Source organism: Candidatus Endolissoclinum faulkneri L5 (assembly GCF_000510265.1).
In the GTDB taxonomy this organism is placed as follows: Bacteria; Pseudomonadota; Alphaproteobacteria; order Thalassobaculales; family Thalassobaculaceae; genus Thalassobaculum; species Thalassobaculum faulkneri_A.
The window spans coordinates 639,981-658,282 of sequence record NZ_CP006745.1 but is presented as its reverse complement, the minus strand read 5'-3'; the positions used below and the strand labels follow the sequence as shown (position 1 = coordinate 658,282).

Annotated in this window: 11 protein-coding genes; 6 read left to right on the top strand and 5 right to left on the bottom strand. The window is 34.4% G+C overall.

Features of this window, described 5'->3' with window-relative positions; translation table 11 throughout:
* Positions 1-129: 129 nt before the first annotated feature.
* The 6 genes from rsfS (at position 130) to P856_RS01965 (ending at position 11,408) form a co-directional block, all read left to right on the top strand.
* A complete protein-coding gene (gene rsfS / locus P856_RS01990; protein ID WP_025300500.1) occupies positions 130-441 on the top strand; it encodes a ribosome silencing factor in 312 nt (103 codons plus the stop codon).
* 1,163 nt (positions 442-1,604) lie between these two features.
* Positions 1,605-2,744 (top strand): flavodoxin-dependent (E)-4-hydroxy-3-methylbut-2-enyl-diphosphate synthase, encoded by a 1,140-nt coding sequence (gene ispG / locus P856_RS01985; RefSeq protein WP_025300499.1) that lies wholly within the window; start codon positions 1,605-1,607, stop codon positions 2,742-2,744.
* A gap of 1,311 nt (positions 2,745-4,055) precedes the next feature.
* Positions 4,056-5,126 (top strand): peptide chain release factor 1, encoded by a 1,071-nt coding sequence (gene prfA / locus P856_RS01980; protein WP_025300498.1) that lies wholly within the window; start codon positions 4,056-4,058, stop codon positions 5,124-5,126.
* Between the two features lie 14 nt (positions 5,127-5,140).
* Entirely contained in the window at positions 5,141-5,974 is an 834-nt protein-coding gene (gene prmC, locus P856_RS01975) for a peptide chain release factor N(5)-glutamine methyltransferase (RefSeq protein WP_025300497.1), read from the top strand.
* 1,073 nt (positions 5,975-7,047) lie between these two features.
* Positions 7,048-9,630, top strand: coding sequence for an ATP-dependent chaperone ClpB (gene clpB / locus P856_RS01970; protein ID WP_025300496.1), 2,583 nt, complete (start codon positions 7,048-7,050; stop codon positions 9,628-9,630).
* 1,598 nt (positions 9,631-11,228) lie between these two features.
* Complete coding sequence (locus P856_RS01965) at positions 11,229-11,408, top strand: zinc-finger domain-containing protein (protein ID WP_025300495.1); 180 nt, start codon at positions 11,229-11,231, stop codon at positions 11,406-11,408.
* 1,518 nt (positions 11,409-12,926) lie between these two features.
* Here P856_RS01965 and gmk read toward each other — a convergent pair.
* From gmk to fabG, 5 genes are all read right to left on the bottom strand, one after another.
* Positions 12,927-13,562 (bottom strand): guanylate kinase, encoded by a 636-nt coding sequence (gene gmk, locus P856_RS01960; protein ID WP_025300494.1) that lies wholly within the window; start codon positions 13,560-13,562, stop codon positions 12,927-12,929.
* Positions 13,563-14,556: 994 nt separating this feature from the next.
* The gene (gene mltG, locus P856_RS01955) at positions 14,557-15,486 is read right to left on the bottom strand and encodes an endolytic transglycosylase MltG (RefSeq protein ID WP_227028689.1); all 930 of its coding nucleotides are present in this window, start codon (positions 15,484-15,486) and stop codon (positions 14,557-14,559) included.
* Positions 15,487-15,562: 76 nt separating this feature from the next.
* Positions 15,563-16,828: a beta-ketoacyl-ACP synthase II gene (fabF, locus tag P856_RS01950; protein WP_025300492.1), complete on the bottom strand. Its 1,266-nt coding sequence runs from the start codon at positions 16,826-16,828 to the stop codon at positions 15,563-15,565.
* Between the two features lie 65 nt (positions 16,829-16,893).
* Positions 16,894-17,130 (bottom strand): acyl carrier protein, encoded by a 237-nt coding sequence (locus P856_RS01945; protein ID WP_025300491.1) that lies wholly within the window; start codon positions 17,128-17,130, stop codon positions 16,894-16,896.
* Between the two features lie 169 nt (positions 17,131-17,299).
* Positions 17,300-18,040, bottom strand: a complete 741-nt coding sequence (fabG, locus tag P856_RS01940; protein ID WP_025300490.1) for a 3-oxoacyl-[acyl-carrier-protein] reductase — start codon at positions 18,038-18,040, stop codon at positions 17,300-17,302.
* Positions 18,041-18,302: the final 262 nt, after the last annotated feature.

Below are 18,302 nucleotides of genomic sequence, written 5' to 3'. Positions count from 1 at the left end.
AATAAGATTTTACGATAATAATAAAATATTCGTTAAATTACCGTTTATTATGAATTTGCTCTAACGATATAAGGAGGACTATCCATAAGCAACCAATTTACTCATAACCAAAACAGAAATATCAAAAAGATGGTGTTAGAATTACTAGAAGAAGATAAAGCGGATTGCTTGATGATTATCGATCTAGTAAGCAAGTCACCGATTGGTGATTATATGATAATAGCCAATGGTCGCTCCTCACGCCACGTTTTGTCTATGGCTGATCGCATTCGCAGCATGCTCAAAAGTAATGGAATAAATAAGGTATCTGTAGAAGGGGATTGCCAAGGTAACTGGGTAATACTAGATACTGGTGATATAATAGTTCACTTGTTCCGCCCAGAAGTACGAAAGTTTTATAAGTTAGATCAGTTATGGAGTGATGAACAAGCGACGCATTAAGCACAGAAAATATTCCAGAAAGCAATAAGTCTGTTGAGAAATTGTTAAAAAGCATTGTTAAAGATTAGCCGCGCATCAATTTATAATTGATACAATTACAGATATGGAATTGTTTACCAAAAAGAGCGAAAAATCTATAGACCTTCCCAGCATATCAAGCAATGTATCTCAAGAAAAAATTAATACAAGATCCCTTATTCCTAAGTAATCTCTACATTAATTGGCGATCTAACTAAGGCAATATGCTTTATTTTGTTGTAATGTTTAAATTGAAAACAAGAAAAATTTCACCGAATATGACTTACTGAACTATTCAAAATTATCAATGATTTATTAAAACGATAGAAATAGCTATTCATTTAAATTTAGTTAGATGATTTATTAGTTATATAGATAATAGTAAGCTTAATTTTACTCGAAGGCTTTGTTGTTTAGTTGAATGATAATATCTATTTTCTGCTTTAATAATTTTGTACTAAAATATTTTCTTTCGGTATTTTCCTTTTCCAATGTTCAGTTTTTGATCGATAATTACTGATATTACAATTGCAGCATCAATTATTTAAAATACCTTATTACCAAAACACTAAGTCCTCTATCTATTAAGATAATTTGATGCAAAAAATAATTTTTAAATTAAAAATATGACTTTTATTGTTTATATTTAAGTTCGCTGATTGACTAGCGTTACAGCGAAGCTTGAAAAACTCAAAAAAAAACAATAGTTCTCTAGAACTTTTATTAAAACTTAACTTAACTAAGCATATGCGATAATATTTTAAATAATCCTTTTATATTAGACAAAGATAAATTGTCTAATTGTGCGCTCATAGCCGATAAGATGGTTTATAAAATTTTGCCGAACACAATTAGCATAAATTTTATTCGGACTATAATTTACTATAAATCAATTAGACTTAGCTTTACTTTAACTCATTTATAGGGAATTATAGTACATGTTATCCTCATGATAATGAGCATTTTCAAATTATCCTTACCAACAAAGTACCATATAATTAAACAAGATAATTGCCTACTATATTAAGAACTGAATTTAAGTATAAAATCTGCAAACGAATTGCACGACTTACTTTTTGCTATACAACTATGTTCATATATTAAAAAATAAAATAGACTATAGATAGCCGATAGCTGAGGTTAACATGAGCACTAGATCTTATCGTGACATCCGCCGAGGTTTCTCCCGTCGTATTTATGTAGGAAAGGTTCCAATAGGCGATGGAGCTCCGATAGCCGTCCAAACTATGACTAACACTCCAACAACTAACATTAAAGCAACAATTGAACAAATTCAGCGCTGCGAAGCTAACGGAGCTGATATAGTGCGAGTAAGTTGTCCTAACGAAGAATCTTCAAAAGCGTTAAAACAGATCACCGCTCAAGTAAACGTTCCCATTGTAGCTGATATTCATTTCCATTATAAACTCGCAATTGAAGCCGCTAAGAATGGGGCTGCTTGCTTACGAATCAACCCAGGTAACATAGGCTCTGTATCTCGCGTGCGAGAGGTGGTGAAAGCAGCAAAAGACAATAACTGTTCAATGCGTATTGGTGTCAATGCTGGAAGTCTAGAAAAGCAACTATTGGAGAAGTACGGAGAGCCTTGTCCAAGGGCAATGGTCGAGAGTGCGCTTAATCAACTGCGCATCCTGGAAGATAATGACTTTCACAACGTTAAAATAAGCGTAAAGTCCTCTGATATTTTTCTCACCACCTTTGCTTATAAGGATTTAGCTCAGGTTTGTGACTATCCCTTACACATTGGCGTAACTGAGTCAGGCGCTCAGAGAATCGGTACTGTAAAATCTTCCATAGGTATTGGTGCACTTTTGTGGAGCGGTGTCGGTGATACGATCCGTGTATCTCTCTCCGCTTCGCCTGAAGAAGAGGTAAAAGTTGGTTTTGACATTCTTAGATCCCTTAACCTCCGCAAACGTGGTGTTAATGTGATCTCTTGCCCATCTTGTGCTCGTCAACAATTTGATGTAATAGAAAACGTTCGAGTGCTTGAAGATCGGCTAACCCATATCACTACACCGATGACTGTTGCAGTAATCGGCTGCGTAGTGAACGGCCCAGGTGAAGCACGCTATGCTGATATAGGTATCATAGGTGGCGGCAAGGGTACTCATATGGTGTATGCCGCTGGTCAACCAAAGCATCGCTTAAAAAGAAAAGACACTGTCGACTATATGGTAAAACTTATCGAACAAAAAGCGGCTGAGATCGAATCAGAAATTAAAGCACAAAAAATGGTACATTCTGGAGATAAGACAGAATAGATTTTGATCGCAATAGTATTAAAAATAATAAAAATAATAAAAATTAAGCAAATTTCTAATTAAATCATAATATATTGGATTCAGCAGAAGATTTATTTACACTATTTAGATTTAAATATAGCCAACTTTACTATAGTATCACTTAAACCTTATTGATTATTTTCCCGTATACTCAATCAGTTACTCAACTGAAGAATAAATAAACTTTATTCAAATATATTACAAGCGCATCTTCTGATAAGCACGAACTCCATTTAGAACGAATTTATTAATCAATATCTGAGCTTAAATTAATATGCTTTGTTCTTTATAGAAGTATGTAAATAATACATTAACTTAAATATCATAAATTTGAACTTGCGTTCCAAAAGGGTAATTTCTGCGAGAGGTTTATATTTTTGTTGGTTTTTATTGCATCCATAATGTGCTTTATCTTATTTGTATTCGCTATTTACTAAATATCCATTTAAGTTACTTATAACTTTTTAGTGATACTAAGATACTTACGGTGCTATACTTAACGCTGGGCTGCATAAGCTGAATCTAGAAAAAGCTGTTGCAACACATTATAAATATAAAAAAGCTATCTATTAACAATAAATTGCTCAAATGACAAAGGTTGAATAGCTGTCATCAATTAAGATCTGTTCAAGAATAAAAGAGATCTAGCAATCCTAATACTGTTGACAACAGCCAGAGTAAATAAGGAATTTGGAATGCATCATTTCCCTATACTAACTTATATTATTTCATTAATTGTGCTGGGTACACTTAAGCGTAGTTATAGTATTTGTTAAATACGCAAACTACATAACTTAACTATTGGCTAATGAAATAGGGGATTACCTAATAATTCATTCTAAACAGCATTTTAATGATTACATTCATGATACACACAAAAATACCTTATTAGCTCATTACAGTATATTTTCGTATCACAATGTCAAGTCAGTTTACCGAAAATACGTTAACATACTTTAGCTCAGATAATTAGCACTATTGATAAAAATATTTGATGAATAAACAATAGCACTACGAATACAATAGTATTAAAAGAAAAGGGCAACAGTTTTGCGTTATGAAATTAATTTGGAAATATTTTGATGAATAACATCTTAATAAATATCTAAATCAGTATATTAACTAATCTATTGATTAAGCGATAATATCGTTCTATTATTACAACTCACACTAAAAGCAAATTAGGCTAGTGATTGTATTTTAGAACTAATCAAACATAGTGGTTTAGCCAAGCAAACGTTTAGTATTGATATTTTTTAGTGTATGGTTAAGTAGGCAAGGAGAGTAAATGTGAATCTAAATTCGGCGTTCGAGCATATGCTACAGCGCGCGCGTGAATTGGAAATGCTAATTTCTAAACCATCCTCACTAGATTCTCACGCATTTCAAAAAATAGCTCTTGAGTTGTCCGAAATAACCCCAGTAGTTAATAAGATCGAGAATCTTAAACGCGCTTGGGCGGAGCTTGCTGATACCCTAGCTTTAGCGGACAGCAAAGACGCAGAAATGAACAAACTAGTTGAAATAGAAATTGAAAAGATCAAATCCCGCTTGCCACAATTAGAGCGTGATGTACAAGTCTTGTTGCTTCCGAAAGATGAGGCGGATAAGAAAAACGTCATCTTGGAAGTACGCGCCGCTACTGGAGGGAACGAAGCCGCATTATTCGCTGCTGAACTCTTTACCATGTATCAACGATATGCCCAAAAATCTGGTTGGCGATTTGAGGTCATGAATTTATCTGAAAATGAACTGGATGGTTATAAAGAAGCAATTGCTTGCATTACTGGAGTGGGAGTTTACGCTTACCTAAAATTTGAAAGCGGTACGCACCGGGTGCAAAGAGTTCCTGTTACCGAAAATCAAGGACGCATACACACTTCTGCTGCTACCGTTGCCGTATTACCGGAAGCAGAAGAAATCGATGTTCATATTGAAGAAAAAGATATAAGGGTGGATGTTTACCGTTCTAGGGGGGCTGGAGGGCAGCATGTGAATACCACCGATAGCGCAGTTCGAATCACCCATATTCCTACTGGAGTTGTTGTTACTCAACAAGATGAGAAATCTCAACATAAAAACCGAGCTAAAGCTATGCGGATTATGCGATCTAGGCTTTATAATATACAACGTCAAGCTTCTGATCATGCACGTGCCGCTCATCGTAAAAGCCAGGTTGGTTCTGGTAGTCGCTCAGAACGCATCCGCACTTATAATTTTCCTCAAAGCCGAGTAACCGATCATCGAATCAATTTAACTATCTACAAGCTAAATCAGGTGATTAATGGTGAAGCGCTTAATGAAGTAATAGAAGCACTGATTTCTGATGATCAAGCAGAACGTTTAGCAAAAATAAACTAAGAGCAAGACAAAAATTGAGTAGTATTCGCAACGTCATAAAATTTGCTGCTGCTGATTTTGCTTGCGCTGGAATCGATAATGGTAGATTTAATGCACGATTGTTACTTAGTTATTTATTGAATAGGGCAGTGTGGTCGCACGAAGAAGAATTACTTGATACTAAGACTTTGAAGAAATTCCAAGCATTGATTTCTCGTCACATTGCAGGAGAGCCAGTTAATAAAATTACCGGCCAATGCGCCTTCTGGACATTGGAATTAAAGGTAACAACAGATACATTAGACCCTAGGCCTGATAGCGAAACTCTCATTGAAGCTACTCTGGAAATGTTTATAAATCGCAAATCACCCAGTCGTGTTCTTGATCTTGGGACTGGTACCGGTTGCTTGTTATTGGCCGCTCTTTCAGAATTTCCTACAGCCACTGGTCTTGGAATTGATAACTCGCAGGCAGCTTCAGAAGTAGCCCGACACAATGCGTGGATGACAGGGCTGTCCGATCGAGCTGAAATCCGTTGTCAAAACTGGAACAGTTTGCAAGATAATCAATTTGATTTAGTCCTATCGAATCCACCTTATATCGCTGAAGGTGAAATTTTAACTTTAGAAAATGGAGTACGCAATTACGATCCAATTAATGCTCTTCTCGGTGGAGCTGATGGTCTGGATGCTTACCGTGCCCTTGCACCTGTACTCCGTCGTGCTCTATCATATAATGGAATAACGATCGTAGAATTGGGAATTGGTCAAGCGAACGCTGTTGCAGATATCATGCTTCAAGCTGGTTTGCAAGAAGTCAATCGTAAAACTGATTTAGCCAACATACCTAGAGCACTTGTTTTAAAATGAAGCAATAACAGTTTAGAAGTCAATTTACGATAGTAAATTACCCTTGGGTAAGGTAGAGGTTACCATAATCTTAACTGTTTAGTTATTTCGAACTAAAGAATATAATAAGGTGTATATTAATATACATATATTAATATACACAGAATGGCTAATATATTGTTAGCTAAAATTGCATGGATTATACAATAAAACACTATATTTATTTTCTGTTATGAGGAAATTTAATCTATAATCAAGTATTAAATAACCTACATTATGTATTAACATCAATCGATCCGGGACTATCTTTAGGTAAAATATAACGATTTCAATTATTTCTTATATTAGCAATAATTATTAATTATTTTGCGATATAGGTTTAATTTTTTAATTAAGGTATACTTGCTGCTTTGAAAACTTTAGGCATTGAAGATACTTGGTACATACAAAACCATAAATGCAAAGGCTGAATTAAATAATATTTTAAACACACGAGGTTACTAAAAAGTTGTGTATTTAAAATATTGAACTGTTGTTGATTAACCTATAGTGCAATAACATCTATCCTAATCGCCAATTATATAGCAAATTGCTGTTATTTTATTGATTATTTTGGATACACTATACATCCGATAGATCGTAATAGCTGATATTCAATCAAGTAGCTTATTGAATTTATAGCAGAGGAGAATTGTCCTCCTGTTGGGATCCAACGCTAGGTCCATTTTTCTTTTCTAATATTTTGAAGCTAAACGCGGCTAATAAATAAATTCAATAAATAATGTTTTTAAAGCTAATGATAAAGTATATCCTTAAATTATACTATTAATCATGATGCAAAGTAGGCTTAAAAATTAAGCTAGATTGCAAATAACTCTCCTTATAAGAAGGAACGCTTTAAACGTAATTCAGTATGCATTTTATCACAAAACGATAAATTAAATGACAATTATCACTCATGCTTTGATTAAAATAGTATGACAGATGTATTATCAGCTTAAAAAATAATTAACAACAGATAGCTTATTAGGCTATTTAAGCTCATAGAAGGTTATTTCTATTAAGAAAGCTATAGATTATAGTGGAATTTAAATATGAATTTTGAAAAATTTTCTAATCGATGCAATGCCTTACTGTATGCAGCTCAAACATTATCGCTCTATCTTGGTCATCAACAACTGATGCCAGCGCACCTTCTTAAAGTATTAATTGAAGATGATGAAGGATTTGCAGTTAATCTGATTCAGCGTGCCGGCGGTCATCCAAATGTTATACTATCCCAAGTAGAAGAAACACTTAACAAAATACCTCGAGTAGAGAGCAATATTAAAGATAAAGTCTATATATCGCCAGAACTAGTAAATGTCCTGGCTAAATCAGAAGAGATCGCGAAAAAATCGGGCGATCGATACGTTACTGTTGAGCGTTTACTACAAGCGATTGCCATTGTTTCGCATGCTGAATCACCGCAAGCATTAATCAATGAAAATTTATTGCCACAAAACCTAGAGAAGGTAATACAGGATATGCGTAAAAGCCAAACTGCAGACAGTCCTAATGCAGAAAGCAATTTTGATGCTTTAACAAAGTATACTCGTGATCTTACTAAATTAGCTCAGAATGGCAATACAGATCCGGTAATTGGACGCGACGAGGAAATTCGTCGCACCATACAGGTTTTATCTCGTCGAACTAAAAATAATCCAGTAATGATCGGAGAGTCTGGTGTTGGTAAAACTGCTATAGTTGAAGGCTTAGCACAACGCATTATTAACGGTGATGTACCAGAGGGACTAAAAAAAAGAAAATTGTTGGCGCTTGACTTGGCTGCAATAATAGCTGGCGCAAAATTTCGCGGTGAGTTTGAGGAGCGTTTGAAAACAGTACTGAAGGAGCTTAGCACGACTCAAGGTGATATTATTTTATTCATAGACGAGCTTCACACTCTAGTGGGTGCTGGTGCAGCTGAAGGTTCTATGGATGCCTCAAATATGTTAAAGCCAGCATTAGCACGTGGTGAGTTGCATTGTGTTGGTGCAACTACGATTGAAGAATACCGCAAACACATTGAAAAGGACGCTGCCCTAGCTAGACGTTTCCAACCAATAATGATAGATGAGCCTAGTATATTAGAAACGGTGTGTATATTGCGAGGTCTAAAAGAGAAGTATGAGCTACACCACGGAGTACGAATCACTGATAACGCGCTAGTTTCAGCTGCCAACTTATCTAATCGCTATATAGCAGATCGTTTTCTGCCGGATAAGGCGATTGATTTAGTGGATGAAGCTGCAAGTCGGCGGCGTATGGAACTTGATAGCAAACCAGATCAAATTGACGAATTAGATCGTAGAATTATACAACTTAAAATTGAACGCGAGGCTTTGAAAAAGGAGAATGACAAGGCTAGTTGTAAGCGTCTAGAAATTCTAACTAATAAACTAGGTGATATGGAGAAACGTTCATCCGAGCTAACTGCAAGTTGGCAAGGAGAGAAGCAAATGCTGACACGTGTTCAAAAAATAAAAGAAATGCTTGAAGTTGCTCGTAATGATTTAGAAATTGCTAAACGTGCTGGTGATCTAACAAAAGCTGGAGAATTGACATATTCAATCATTCCGCAACTAGAGCAAAAGATACTTCAAAGCGAGAATATAGCCTCTACACGTATGCTAAAAGAAGAAGTATCAGATGATGATATCGCTTTGGTAGTATCGCGCTGGACTGGCATTCCTGTAGAAAAGATGCTTAAAGACGAGCGAGACAAGCTACTAGCAATGGAATTTAATCTGCATAAGCGTGTTGCTGGTCAAAACGAAGCCATATCGGCAGTCTCTAATGCAGTGCGCCGTTCGCGCACAGGATTACAAGATCCAAATAGACCAATTGGATCTTTCCTATTTCTAGGACCCACCGGTGTAGGAAAAACTGAATTAACCAAAGCACTAGCAGAATTCTTGTTCGATGATGAGCAATCTATGGTTCGTCTTGACATGTCTGAGTATATGGAAAAACATTCCATAGCTCGTTTAATTGGTGCACCTCCAGGTTATGTAGGTTATTTGGAAGGAGGTAGCCTAACTGAGGTTATACGACGACGTCCATACCAAGTCGTATTATTTGACGAAATAGAAAAAGCCCATCCTGAAGTATTTAACATACTATTACAAGTACTAGATGACGGCCGCTTGACTGATGGACAAGGTCATACAGTCGATTTTCGTAATACTATTATAACTATGACTTCAAACTTGGGTGCATATCATTTAGCAGAAATTCCTGATGGGTCCTCTGTAGATTCTGTGCGAAATGAGGTGATTAAAGTCGTGCAAAAGTCATTTCGGCCTGAGTTTCTCAATAGGATTGATGAGGTGATAATATTTACGCGTCTAGAAAGAGATAATATGAAGAGTGTCGTTAATATTCAGCTTGCCCGACTGCGTAATACGCTTGCCAACCGCAGTATTCACCTAGAAATAGATGAAGCTGCATTAGCATGGCTAGCTGAGACAGGCTACGACTTAGTTTACGGTGCTCGTCCCCTAAAGCGAGTTATTCAACGTTCTTTGCAAAATCCGCTTGCGAATTATATTCTTAATGGCAGTATAAAAAACGGTGACGTAGTGAATATTTCTGCTAATAATAGCTCACTGACTATTAATGGAGAACACGGCTAATACTAATAAATCGACAAGCACAAGCGGTGCAATGGCAGTATTCTACTATACATTATGTAATTGTGTTTTTATTATTATTTGATATCTTGATTTCTATTATTATTAAGAACAGGATTTTGCCAAAATGCAATCAGTTTCTACGTAAAAAACAAGCTAACTACTATCGTTATACCTATCACAAAAGCAGAGGAGCAGAGTAATATCTCTTACTAGGACTTAAACATGCTGCAAAAATTAGCCTAGATACCTCAGTATGTAGTAGATGTTATTTTGCTAATTACAGAATTAGCTGCAATTTTATTTGAATATAAAATACTATTTATTAGTATGGAATCGATCATCTTTGTCACTTTATAAAACACGCTTATAAGAATCATAATAACACAAGCGCTATTATAAACAAATCTTGTAGTTTAACAATTTAGAAGAATAATGTGAGATAACGTTAATTTTCTGGTTATCCAGTATTAGAATTAATCACGTAATAGACCAAAAACGGTTGCATTTAAGTATAAATAGGCTTATCCTCCAAAATCTACTAAGGATCAATTTACAAGCATTAGTATGAAGTAAAATATATTTGTATAGCGAATATTAATAGTACTGGCTATAATTATAACGAATACTTTATTTAAAGGTATTAGTATATTTTTAAAAACATACTCTATATAGGATATAAAATAAAATACTCTATGTAGCATATAAAATATTTTCTAGTTATCATATTCATTGGATGATGGTTAGATAGTTATTATACTGATGTATAGGCTGTTACGTATTTGCGTAAGCAAACTGAATTCTGTATTAGATTTATTTAATTGCTTAGAAAAAACAATATTTTTTGTTCCTAGTGTAGCATTTTTTAAGAAAAATTGCTACATTTACTAACCTATTGCTGTTTTATCTGAAATTTGTAATGCACAATCGTTTTACTCATCTATTAGTTGCTCAATAATGAAATTTTCTCGGCATAAATAAAGCATAGCTAGCACGTAATAGCTAGTTATGCTTTATCGATTCGATAATTTTAATACGATAAAATTAGCAATTAAAGCAAATTCATTGGCACTCAAGTACTAATTGCAGAAGTTGATTCAAATAAAACAAATGATAATAATTTACGGAATATAAAAAATGCGGTGATAACTAAATTATAGTTGAATTCCTTTCACGTTAAGGTTCGAAACATAAGATAAGCTGCTGTGGGTATAATAATTTTTACTCTATTGTACTCTAGTTACAAATGCAAAAAATATCAAAATCAAATAATGATAATCTGTAATAAAAATATTATTTGATTTATATTTGTTTGCGTATGCGCATAAAGAAATTAAAGCCAGATTTAGCTTTACTGTTTATATTGTTAAACTTTCATTAATAGTTACATTTTACCATTTGTCGCTTTATTAAATGCGCTAGAAATTTTAAGTTTTATTAAAAATTGCTAGCGCAAAATAAGATAAGCAGCATAAACATCATACAAATGATTAATAAAAACCGTTAAATTTTATTTACTATTAAAATAGCAATAAAATTTTATAAGATAAGCTTGCCTTAAGTACGATTAACTATTTTTACTTAACAGCTAAGGATGACCGATGACAGAAGTAAACAATTATGCGTTCGAGAGTATCGAAGTAAACGAATACTCAGTAAAATGTGATGGAGGTGACGAATTAATGGGTCATCCTCGTATATTTCTAGAAATTGCTAAAGAAGAGAATAAAGTAATTTGTCCCTACTGCTCTAAAATATATATAATAAACAAAATAGGTTAATAGATTAATACTCTATAAGAAGTTATCTTAGCCTATGCAATAAAATTATTGCGTTAAAATCTATCTTCTGATATATAGTCACTTATGGTTTAAGTATAACTTTATTTCTATATGTCGTAGAGTATCTAAAATATTCTTATCTAATCAGTCTCGAAATATTCTGAATGCCACTTGAATAATTATCATTACATCAAAAGAAAAAAATATTTTTAACGAATTTAATAAAACTACTCCTTAGTAAGTAGATAAATGGCAATTATTTAATAATAAAATAACGCTTGGATATAAATAATATTAAAATAACGCTTGGATATAAATAATATATTAAGTATTTGAAATTTAACAATTTATTTTAATTTCTAACTATCTAGAGCATATAATATCTAATTTTATAAATACAACTTAAAATACAAAATTTAATGGTAATCAAATTCATCTAATAATAATTTATTCAACCAAAAAGTATATTATCCAGTTTATAGTGACTGTATTTTAATTTTTATTGTTAACTAATCGAAAAAAAACTAATTACTACTAATTATGAGTAAATGCGCCAAATTATGCTAAGTAACATAAACACTAAAATACAATAGATATACTAAGTTAATTTAACTTATGCATTAACACACATCACTATGCTATCAAAATCATTATTTTTTGTAATGTGTGCGAGAATAAAAATTATAATTTTGTGAATTCTGTACATCTAAAACAACAAGCTAAATATTATTGATGTGCGGCATTCTGCATATTATTTTAGAATTAAGAATTACCCCTAATTTACTAGTATATTTAGCATTTCCTTAAAAATTACTCTACTTATTGTATAATTGTCATAAATTAAAAAACGATCAATCTACAACTTGAACAGTCAATCAATAAATGTGATTTTTATCCATACGTATTTTGTTATTATTCAAGATACCTACTTGTAATGAGTAAAACCTATAATATTACTCATTACAAGTAGCCTTTAGATCTTTTTCATCCAGCAAAAATTAAAATCGGAGTAAAAAATAAGCTACACGAACTATCTTGTATGGAATAATTATTCTAAGTTAATTGAATAAAATTAAATAATCATTGGTAAACTGAATACTTTAGAATCCTAAATATCTTTATTTGATAAGATAAGTGAATAATTTATTAGCAGTTAATATAAAACATATCTTAGTAAGTGATAGTCAATCACAAAAGTGACTAACTTCAAATTACTATAATTCAATGAATTAGTAAAGTACGTTTTCGGATAATTATTAAGTTAGTCAATCATAACTATTTAATTTAGTTCCTAAATTACGTTTTCATTAATAATTAAAAGAGTAATTATCTTTTTAAATACAATCTTTTTTACATTACATTACATTGTATGTCCTATAAAGTTGATAACTTACTAGACAAAACATTATACTAATTTATAAATTTAATTGTAAAAATTAATTTTTAAAAAAAGTATTCCTTTGTTAATATTAAATACTTTTAGCTTAGTTATATATCATATATTAATATTTACGTATTTTAAGATAATTCCTTCTCTTCACTCAAGATCCTGACAAATTCTGTCAGTCCTACTAAGCGTTCTCGCTTTAAACGTTCGGCGCTAATAATCGTAGATATATTATGCACACTGACATCAATATCATCATTGATAATTATGTACTGGTATTTTTGATAATGACTGAGATCATCAGCTACATTAGCCATCCGCTGAGTAAGTACTGTTTTACTGTCTTGAGAGCGAGTACGAAGCCGGTTCTTCAACTCGCTATTAGAAGGAGGTAAAATAAAAACACTTACAAGGTCTGATCCTATATTTGCTTTAAGTTGTTCTGCTCCTTGCCAGTCAATATCGAACAAAATATCCTTACCACTCGCAAGTATACCTTCCACCGCCTTACGTGGAGTACCGTAGTAATTTCCAAACACCTTAGCATGCTCTAGCAAATCATTACGACTAAGCATAACTTGAAATTCTGTAAGACTAATAAAAAAATAATCAAGACCATGCACTTCACCAGGACGTGGTGATCGAGTAGTTACAGAAATCGATATAGAGATGTCATATGTATTATTTAAAAGCTTGCGAGCAATAGAAGTTTTACCGGCTCCAGAAGGAGAAGAAAGAATGAGCATTAAACTGCGTCTACTGATCATTGAATAAAAAATCTCCGGATTAATAATATTAAAGATTTTACTATATTGCTCGATCAACTTCTACCAAAGCAAAAATGTGATTATTGTATACAAAAAATATATTAAGCTTATTACTTAAATTGCAGGTATTAATGCATAATTATTAAATTTAGATCAACACTAATCCAAGAAGACAAACTATGCTTTTGTAACCCAGTAAAGCTATACTATATTTTTGCATTTGCGTAAAAATATCAGTAAATTATATAAGCACTTCTTGGAAAGATCACTATTGCCGATAATTCTTAAAATTAAGAGATCTTTTTTTTTGGCTAAAACCACAAACTTACTTTTTAAATAAATAAGTAAAATTAAGGACTATTAATAGATAATTTTTTTATCTAGAAGCAATCAGTTTACTATAACATACTATGTTATAGTAACAAAGAAGATGCTAATCTTTCCGCTCCAACAAAATTAGTTCTATACTTTATTCATTCTATATAATAATCGATACCACCTAAACAAATTATTTCACATTTCTATACTAATAGAACTTATGAACTGTTAATTATACCAAAGGAATATAATCGAATTTATGGAGACTAACTTTTAGAAAATCTCAAAGAAATTAACAATACGATTAACTAGTTAAAAAAGCTAAATTATTTTAGCATAATAGTGAGAAAAATTAATTATTTACCAGAATATCTCCCAAAACCCTAATAGTGAATTTGTATTGGCTTTATTGTATTTTTGCTCAATAGGATGGAAATAACAACAAGCTCAGTAAAACTTATTTCAATTAATGAGAATATTTTACTAACAGTAAAGCATAATAAATTAAATAATAAACAACTAAATCTTCGCACATTATGGAAAACTTTATCTTTTATTTTTAGTAAAACATAAACCTCAAAGTTTTGATTAACGATTAATAAAGTTATTATGTTTTTCTTTTTCTCAAAATAGTGCGATCACGCGATAATCGATCTTAAGCTAATTTTATACAATACTAATTATACAAGCTGTATGCTGAGTTTTTTTGCTGTTTTCGCCAATCACTAACATTGTGGTTGTGTTGAAACAAAGTACTGGAAAACGCATGCCCCCCTTTACCATCTGCAACGAAATAAAGATAATCTGTTTTTGCAGGCTGCAGGACTGCTGCTATGGAAGCTACCCCTGGATTAGAAATGGGTCCAGGCGGTAAGCCAGAGATTATATAAGTATTATATGGAGTGTGTAGTCTTAAATCAGTTTTATTTAGAGGACGATTTAGACACTCACCGCCCGAAATACCGTAAACTACAGTAGGATCTGACTGTAGTTTCATCCTAAAATTTAAACGATTGACAAAGACGCTTGCTACCAGCGGACGCTCAGCCTCTATCTTTGTCTCCTTTTCCACAATAGAAGCCAGTATTAAAGCCTCCTTAGAAGTAGCTATCGGTAGAGCCGGATCGCGTCTTTTCCACAACTCATTCACTGTCCTATCCATCGCAAGGCGCATGCGATTAATAATGTCAGCTCTTTTGTCGCCATAAACGTAGTAATAAGTTTCAGGTAACAATGTTCCTTCCAATGGCATATCATGAATTTCACCACTCAAACCTTGAGTTGCGTTTATTATGGCTACAATATTAATAACGGAAAGTCCTTCTGCTACAGTTAAATGATGAGCAACTACTGTTCCTTTTTCTAAAATTTTAAGTACGCCCTGTTGGCTAATGGCAGCAGGAAAAGCAAATTCACCAGCCTTTAAGGTTCTAGTCTTACCGGTTACTCTAGCTCCTAACACAAATACACTAATATCGCTAATCACCCCCGCTTCCATCAACAGGTCAGCAATTGCCTTAATATTCGAACCAACCGGGATAATTAGATTAGTTGCAGCAACAAGCGGGCCAGGCCGAGTAAATTTAATCCAAGAGCAGCAAGCCATTGTAATAAAAAATGCCAACAAAAATAACAAAGTCAAAGTCAAAAAAAATATTCTACTATACATTTTGCTTGCTTAATCACAAGACTTTAGAGAAAATAAGGGACGCATTAGTGCCGCCAAACCCAAAGGAATTTGATAAGGCAGTACGAACTGGACGCTCGCGTGCCTCATTCGGTACTAAATCCATGCCGTAAATTCCCTTGGAGGGATTGTTCATGTTTAGCGTAGGCGGTACGGCTTGGTCACGAATGGACAATACCGAGTAAATTGCTTCTACGGCGCCGGCAGCACCTAGCAAATGTCCAATTGCAGATTTGGTAGATGACATAGAAACGGTAGCAGCGGCATCACCGAGCAGACGCTTTACTGCTCTAAATTCGGTAGCATCACCCAAGGGTGTAGATGTACCATGTGCATTAATGTAATCAATCTGGTACGGTGACATCTTCGCTCGCTTCAGCGCGGCTTTCATAGCGCGAAATCCTCCATCTCCGGCATAAGAAGGAGCCGTTATGTGATAAGCATCACCAGATAGCCCATAACCAATCAATTCAGCATAAATACTCGCATTACGCTTTTTAGCGTGCTCATACTCTTCAAGCAAAACCACTCCAGACCCTTCTCCCATCACAAAACCATCACGCCCTTCATCCCAAGGGCGTGATGCTTCTTCAGGTGTATCATTATAACCAGTGGACAAGGAACGAGCAGCTGCAAAGCCAGCTAAACCAAGTCGACCAATCGCTGCTTCTGCTCCCCCAGCAACCATAACGTCAGCATCATCCAAAGCAATTATCCGTGCTGCATCACCGATGGCATGAGCTCCTGTGGCACAAGCAGTCACCGCTGAATGGTTCGGTCCTTTAAAGCCGTATTTAATCGAGACATGACCAGAAACCAAGTTGATTAGTGCGGCCGGAATAAAAAATGGACTAATACGTCGCGGGCCGCGCTCTTGTAATAGAACAGCAGCATCAGCGATGGTGGTTAATCCTCCAATACCAGAGCCTATCATTACCCCTGTGCGTTCTTGACTCTTTGCATCTCTTGGTTGCCAACCAGAATCTTCAATAGCTTGTTGTGCAGCAACTAAACCAAATAAAATAAAACGATCAATCTTTCGCTGTTCTTTAAGTTCAATCCACTCTAATGGATTAAAACCACCAGCATCCTTAGTTCCCTCAGGCACCATACCAGCAATCTTTGCTGACAAATCAGAAACGTCAAAACTGTCGATTGCCCTGATGCCGGATTTACCGGCCATCAGACGATCCCAGTTGGTTTCAACACCGCATCCCAGCGGACTAACTATCCCGAGACCAGTGATGACGACGCGTCGCATGACATCATTCATTTACAACTTCGTGAAGCGAGTAGACGATTAAAGCATACGCTTTAAAAGTCGAATCAACCTCCTTGGCTTTTAATGAAGTCGATTGCGTCTTTGACATTTAAAATCTTTTCGGCAGCATCATCTGGAATTTCGCAAGAAAACTCTTCCTCAAAAGCCATGACTAGCTCAACAGTATCTAAACTATCTGCTCCTAGATCATCAATAAAACTGGCATCTTCTGTTACTTTTGCCTCGTCAACACCTAAATGTTCAACAACGATCCTTTTAACCCTCTGAGAAACATCAATCATAACTATAAACCTCTGATTTATCTATATTACTAGCGCTTTTATCAATTATTTATCCGACCTACCGTGAAATCCGCAACCAGCGATTATTTGGATCAGTCGTTTGTAAGATAAGTTTTTTTGCTAAGACCAAAAACTCAATTTTTAACAAGGCAACTGTATTTGCTCTACTTTACAGCATCGCCATTCCGCCATTGACATGAATGGTAGCACCTGTAACATAACCAGCCTCTTCGCTAGCTAAATAAAGCACAGAAGCAGCAATGTCATCTGTTGTACCTAATCGTCTAGCAGGAACGTTTTCCAAAAGTTTCTCCTTTTGTTCATATGGAAGCGCATCAGTCATTGCAGTAGCAATAAGTCCTGGAGCTATAACGTTTACAGTTATACCTCGACTTGCCACTTCTGCAGCTAGTGCCTTAGAAAAACCAACCAAGCCCGCTTTAGCAGCAGCGTAATTTGTCTGGCCAGGGTTTCCTGTTGTACCGACAATTGAAGAAATACTAATAATACGACCCCAACGCTTTCTTATCATACTGCGGATTAAACTTCTGGACAAAAGAAAGCAAGAAGTTAAATTGATGGAAATTACTTGGTCCCAATCTTCATCCTTCATACGTACAAGCATTTGATCACGAGTAATACCAGCATTATTTATCAAAATATCTACTGGAGCGCCGATACTTGCTTCAACTGTCTTTGGCAAACTTTTCACAGAATCCTTGTCGCCCAGATTACAGAAGACTATAGATACCCGATCACCTAGCATGGCTGCTTTTTCCTCTAGTACCATCTGACGAGTACCAGACAATACTACATGAGCACCTTGTCTATGCAGATTTTCGGCAACAGCAAAACCAATACCGCCGGTAGCTCCAGTTACCAAAGCAATCTTGTCGCTTAAATCAAACATAATTTTCCCATTTACGTTAGCTTTTAAAGCACAACAAAGAAGCAGACGACATACCCAATAGGCCCATTATCAACGAATTTATCAATACATTTCATTATATATTAACAGCTTTTTATCAAATCATAGTTCATATCAATAAACCGATAATATTTATAGCCAATAAAATATCTATCGTCTTGTATTATTTATACATTAGGCAAGGCAATTACTCGAATAAATGGATACTAATCTAGGATATTGTTTTAATGGATAATTAATCACA